This window comes from Kitasatospora sp. NPDC057936, from assembly GCF_042887525.1.
Classification (GTDB): domain Bacteria; phylum Actinomycetota; class Actinomycetes; order Streptomycetales; family Streptomycetaceae; genus Kitasatospora.
In genome coordinates, this window is the sequence record NZ_JBHVPD010000117.1 from 23,328 (window position 1) to 29,327 (window position 6,000).

4 protein-coding genes are annotated in these 6,000 nt (G+C 76.0%); all 4 read left to right on the forward strand.

What is annotated here, in order from left to right:
• The first annotated feature begins 251 nt into the window (after positions 1–251).
• The 4 genes from ACFVU9_RS39715 to ACFVU9_RS39730 all read left to right on the forward strand — a co-directional run bounded on the left by ACFVU9_RS39715 (position 252) and on the right by ACFVU9_RS39730 (position 5,930).
• Positions 252–1,088: a hypothetical protein gene (locus ACFVU9_RS39715; RefSeq protein WP_380500177.1), complete on the forward strand. Its 837-nt coding sequence runs from the start codon at positions 252–254 to the stop codon at positions 1,086–1,088.
• A gap of 158 nt (positions 1,089–1,246) precedes the next feature.
• Positions 1,247–2,110, forward strand: coding sequence for a DegV family protein (locus ACFVU9_RS39720; protein ID WP_380446147.1), 864 nt, complete (start codon positions 1,247–1,249; stop codon positions 2,108–2,110).
• Positions 2,111–2,546: 436 nt separating this feature from the next.
• Complete coding sequence (locus tag ACFVU9_RS39725; protein WP_380446148.1) at positions 2,547–3,263, forward strand: helix-hairpin-helix domain-containing protein; 717 nt, start codon at positions 2,547–2,549, stop codon at positions 3,261–3,263.
• Positions 3,264–3,305: 42 nt separating this feature from the next.
• A complete protein-coding gene (locus tag ACFVU9_RS39730; protein WP_387602042.1) occupies positions 3,306–5,930 on the forward strand; it encodes a ComEC/Rec2 family competence protein in 2,625 nt (874 codons plus the stop codon).
• The last annotated feature ends 70 nt before the right edge of the window (positions 5,931–6,000 follow it).

The window sequence follows — 6,000 nt, forward strand, 5'->3', positions numbered from 1 at the left end:
TGGCGTGCGGGCTTTCCGGGGTGGGGACCCCCCTGGGGTGGGGGCGCGGGCCTTCCGGGTGGCGTGCGGGCCTTCCGGGGGATCCCCGATCTGTCCCTGATCTCGGGCGTCCGGGCCCGTTCGGCCTGCCCCCGGGGCCGGTTCGGCGGCTACCGTGGAACCCTCGGCGGGGCGGCCCGCGTTGGCCCGAGGGGTCGAATCGGTGGGGTCGGACCGGCGGCGGTCGGCCCGGTGGCGGAAGGTGGCTCGTGATGGACGTGCTCGGCGTGATGCTCGGACTGGCCCTGCTCATCGGGATCGCGGTGGTCGTGCTGGCCGTCGTCGGCACCGTCAAGGCGGCCAAGGCCGTCGCCGCCAAGGTCGAGCGCCACGAGGCCAACGCCCGGCGGGCGGTCGAGAACGCCACGCTCAAGGCCAAGACCTTCGCCAAGCCCGGCCCGCAGGGGCAGATCGCCGCCGTCCGGCTGGGCCTGCGCACCTCGCTCGACGGCACCCGGCAGGTCCTGGAGTCCGGCCTAGCCCAGGACGGCCAGCTCGGCGAGGCGCTCGCCCTGCTGACCCGGCTGGACGCCCACGCGGCCGAACTCGACGGCGAACTGCGCGTGTTGGAGCGTGAGCCGGACACCGGGCGGATCGCGGCCAAGCTGCCCGAGCTGCGGGAGCGCGCCAAGCGGATCACCCACTCCGCGGAGACCATGCGGTGGGCGGCGCAGGACCGGATGCACCGTTTCGCGGAGGACGAGCTGAGCCGGCTCGGCCAGGAGTGCGAGAGCGAGGCGGGGGCGCTGCGGCACTGGGACAGTGCGGGGGCGGGTTCTGCTGCTGGGTCCACGTCGGGTGCCGGCGCTGGTGCGGGTGCTGCTTCTGGTACGGGTGCTGGTTCTGGCTCGGCTTCTGCTTCGGCTTCCGCTCCGGCCGGTTCGGCGGGGGCGGCCGGGCGGGCGTCGGCTCCCCGGGCCGGGCTCACCGACGGGAAGGGGCGGCCGAGTGCCGAGGACCTGCTCGGGCTCGGCGACCCGCTGGCCAAGATCGCGCAGCGGCTGCGGAAGCCGTCCGCGGGGCCCTCGGCCGGTTCCTCGGCGGGCTGATCCGGTGGCGGCGCCGACCGCCGTCGGCGTTCGGGGGCGCCTGCCGGGGCTGCCGTTCGAGTCGTCGCGCGGGGCTGTTCGAGTGCCGCCGCGGTGCCGCACGGGTGCCGGACGGCGGGCGCTGTCATCCCGGCCGAACGGGGAGTAACCTCCGCCTCATGCCCTCCGACCTCGCCCTTGTCACGGATTCCACGGCCTATCTGCCGCAGGAGGCCCTCGACCGGCACGGGATCACGGTGGTCCCGCTGAGCGTCGCGGTCGGCGACGCCGTTCTCGCCGAGGGCGTCGAGATCTCGCCGAAGGACGTCGCCGAGGCGCTGCGCGGCAAGCAGCGCGTGACGACCTCCCGGCCGAACCCCGAGTCCTTCGCGGCGGCCTACCGCGCGGCGGCCGAGGCCGGGGCCCGGGGCATCGTCTCGGTGCACATCTCGGGCGAGCTCTCCGGCACGGTGGAGGCCGCCCGGCTGGCGGCGGCCGAGGCGCCGGTCCCGGTGGAGGTGGTCGACAGCCGGCTCGTGGGCATGGCCCTCGGGTACGGGGTGCTGGCGGCGGCCGAGGCCATCGCGGCGGGGGAGGACCTGGCCGGCGCGGCCGGTGCCGCGACCCGGCGGGCGGGCGGGACCAGCGGCTTCTTCTACGTCGACACCCTGGAACACCTGCGGCGCGGCGGCCGGATCGGCGCGGCGCGGGCGCTGCTCGGCTCGGCGCTGGCCGTCAAGCCGCTGCTGCACCTGCACGGCGGGCGGATCGAGCCGCTGGAGAAGGTGCGGACGGCCTCGCGGGCGATCGCGCGGCTGGAGGAGATCGCGGTGGAGCGCTCCGGGGAGGGGCCGGTCGACATCACCGTGCACCACCTGGCGGCGGAGGACCGGGCGGAGCCGCTCGCGGAGCGGCTGCGGGGGCGGGTGCCGGGGCTGCGGGAGCTGTACGTCGGCGAGGTGGGGGCCGTCATCGGGGCGCACGTCGGGCCGGGGCTGCTGGCGGTGGTGGTGTCGCCGGTGGTGGTCCCGCCGGTGGTGTAGGGGCGTGAGGTGCAGGGGAGTGCAGGGGGCGGTGTCAATGTGATGGGTGCGCCATCACTCTTCCGGGCTAGCTGATTTATCCACAACTCCCGTGTTATCCACAGGCTTTCGGTAATGTCCGCGCGTTCGATCGCGGACTCCTAGCGTGCTCCGCATGACGAGCATGGGCCTGGGCGCGGCGAAGCGCCACGAGATCAACGAGACCGTCCGGTTGCGGATGGCGGCCGTGTTGCCGGGGGCGGGCACGTTGCCGCTGACGACTGTGGCAGGAGCCCCTGCGCGTGCGGCTGCTGGTGCGGCTGCTGGTGCGGGGGTCGGAGAGGCTGCGGCTGCGGGGGCGCCGCCCGCGGAGTCCGTTTCGCGTGTCGGCGCGGTGGGCTCGGTGAGCGCGCCCTCGGGTGAGCCTCGGGGTGAGCCCGATCCGGTGGAGCCGCCGGTGGGCGGCCACCGGGTGCCGTTCCGGTTCGGGCCGGCGATGGTCCTGGACCGGCGGGCGGTGGTGGGGCTGGCCGTCCTGCTCCTGTTCGCGGTCGGGTACGCCGTGCAGCACTTCTGGCTGGCCCGGCCGCAGGCGGTCGCGGTGCCGGCGCTGACGGCGGGCACGGCGGCGCCGGTGACGTCGATGCAGCCGCTCCCGTCCGGGGCGGCCGAGTCGAGTGCGGAGGGTGGTCCGCCCGGGCCGGCGCCGCCGCCCGCCGTCGAGCCCGTCGTCGTCGTGGACGTCGGAGGCCGGGTCCACACGCCAGGACTGCACACGCTGCCAGGCGGCTCGCGCGTGGCCGACGCCCTTCGGGCGGCGGGAGGTCCGCTGCCGGAGACGGACACCCGGAGCCTCAACCTGGCCCGGGTGCTGACGGACGGCGAACAGATCCGTGTCGGCGAACCGGCACCCCCGCCCGGCACGGACCCCGGCGTCGCCGCCGGACCCGGCCCGGGGCCGCCCTCGGTCGTCCCGTCCAGGCAGTCCGTCAGCCTCAACCGGGCCACCCTCGAACAGCTCGACACCCTCCCCGGTGTCGGCCCGACCCTCGCCCAGCGCATCCTCGCGTTCCGCACGTCGCACGGCTCGTTCCGCACGCTCGACCAGCTTCGGCAGGTCAGCGGGATCGGCGCGCGGACGTACGCGGAACTCCGCCCGCTGCTCACCCTCTGACGTCCCGTCCACCAGCCCGTCCCGCCGAAGGGAGGTACCGCCGTGTCCGCCACCGACCAGACCTCGTCCGTTCACACCGCCCGCACCGACTTCCGGCTGCTGCTCCCGGCGGTCGCCGCTTGGGTGGTCGCAGCGGCGCTCCTTGGGCGGGCGCCGGGGCACGACGCCGTGTTCTATTGGCTCGCCGGCGCGGCCGCCGCCGCGGGTGCCGTGATGCTCGCCCGGCCGGGAGCACTGCGCCGGGGAGGCGCGGCGACGACGCTGGCCGCGATCCTGCTCACCGGTGCGGCGTCGGCCTCCGCGACGCTCCTGCACACCGCCGACCTGCATCGCGGGCCGCTGCCGGGACTCGCCCGGGCGGCCGAGCACCGTCCGCCGCGTCAGCCGGGCGAGCCGGTCCGGGGCGTGGAGGTCGAACTGACCGTCGTGGGCGATCCCAAGTCCCATGCGTTCCGGGGCGGTACGACCGGCGGGCAGTCCGTGCTCACGCTGGACGCCGTGGTGGACCGCGTTACCGTCTCCGGGGAGCGGGCCGTCCAGACCCGGACACCGGTCACGGTGATGGTGCGGGGCCAGGACGCCGGCCCGTGGCAAGGGCTGCTCCCGTCCGCCCGGCTCGCGGTGGAGGCCGAGGTCAGGCCGGCGGGGGAGGGGTACGACACGGAGGCCGCGGCACTGCTGGTGGCCCGGGGCGAGCCCCGGCTGCTCGCGCCGCCGAGTCTGCCGCAGCGGATCGCCGGGCGACTGCGCGAGGGACTGCGGACGGCGAGCGACGGGCTCCCGCCGGACGCGCGGGGGCTCCTGCCCGGGCTCGTCGTCGGGGACACCTCGCGGCTCTCCGACGACCTCCTGGACGCCTTCCGCGCCACCGACCTGGTGCACCTGGTGGCCGTGAGCGGGGCCAACCTGGCGATCGTCCTCGGCGTCCTGCTGGGCGCCCCGGGCCAGGCGGGCACGCCCGAACGGCGCGGGCTCGCGGCGCTGCTGGGCCTCTCGCTGCGCACCAGCGCCCTGCTCGGGACGGCGCTCACACTGGCGTTCGTCACGATCTGCCGACCGGAGCCCAGCGTGCTGCGGGCGGCGGGGACGGGCCTGATCGGCATGCTCGCGCTTGCCACCGGCCGTCCCCGGCAGGCCGTGCCCGCGCTCGCCGGGGCGGTGCTGGTCCTGGTGCTGCTGGATCCCTATCTGGCGCGGTCGTACGGCTTCCTGCTCTCCGTGCTCGCCACCGCGGGGCTGCTCGTCCTCGGGCCGCACTGGGCCGAGGCGCTGAGGTCCCGGCGCTGGCCGCACCACCTGGCGGGCGCCCTCGCGGCGACGGCGGGGGCCCAGGCGCTGTGCACGCCGGTGACGGTGGTGCTGTCCGGACACGTCAGCCTGGTCGCGATCCCGTGCAACCTGCTGGCCGAGCTGGCGGTGGCCCCGGCGACGCTGCTCGGCTTCGGGGTGCTCGTGCTGCAGCCGCTCTCCCCGGCACTGGCCCGGCTGCTCGCGGAGCCGGCCGGGGTGCCGGCGAGCTGGCTGGCCCTGGTGGCGCGGCGGGGCGCCGAGCTGCCCGGTGGACAACTGGCCTGGCCCGGTGGGTGGTTCGGGGTCATGACGGTCGGGCTGGCCACGCTGGCGGCCTGTTGGGCGGCGCCCTTGCTGCTGCCCCGGCGGGCGGAGCCCGGTGCGCGTCCTCCCCGGCGGCGATGGGTGCGGGCGCTGGTGGCCGGTGTGCTGCTGGTGGTCCTGATCACGGTGCTGCTGCGCCCACCGGTGCTGAGCCGGATCGCCACGGGCTGGCCGCCGCCCGGGTGGCGGATGGTGATGTGCGACATCGGGCAGGGAGACATGCTGGTGCTGCGGACGGATGCGCCGGGCAGTGCGGTGGTGGTCGATGCGGGGCCGGATCCGAACGCGGCCGATCGGTGCCTGCGGGACTTGGGCGTTACGGGCGTGCCGTTGCTTTTGGTGACGCACTTTCACGCTGACCACGTCGAGGGCGTGCCCGGAGTACTGCGGGGGCGCAGAGTCGGCGCGATCGAGAGCACCACGCTGGACGATCCCCCGGGCGAGGCGGCCCGGGTGGCGGGGTGGGCGGCCGGCGCGGGCGTGCCGCTGATTCGTGCCAGGCGGGGTGAACGTCGCTCGGCGGGAGCGGAGTTGGCGTGGGACGTGGTCTGGCCGAGTGCGGGTACGGACGTCGAGGCGTCGGGTGCCAACAACGCGAGCGTCGCGATGGTGGTGACGGTGGGCGGCGGGGTGCGGATGGCGTTGCTGGGTGATCTGGAGCCACCGGCGCAGGCCGCGTTGTCGGGGCGGTTGGGGCGCGTGGACGTCCTGAAGGTGGCGCACCACGGGTCCGCCCATCAGTACTGGGACCTGCTCGACGCCTTGCGACCGAGGCTGGCGTTGATCTCGTGCGGTGAGGGCAATTCTTACGGGCACCCGTCCCCGCGGACGGTGGACCGGTTGCGCGGGCTCGGCGCGACGGTGCTGCGCACCGATCGGTCGGGGGACATCGCCGTCACGGGCGACTCCCCGGCCACCCTCGGCGTGGCCGTGCACCCGCAGAGCGCGCACGGAGCGCACAAGGCGGGCGCGCACGGCACGGCCGAGCCGGCCGACTCGGCCGGGTCCCGGACCGGCCGGGGCCCGCGGACCCCGCGGGCCCCGCCGATCTGACGGCCCGCCTTCCTCGCTCTCCTTCCATCCCCCGGGGTGGTGGGTCAGGGGTCTGGGGGATGGGGTGGGG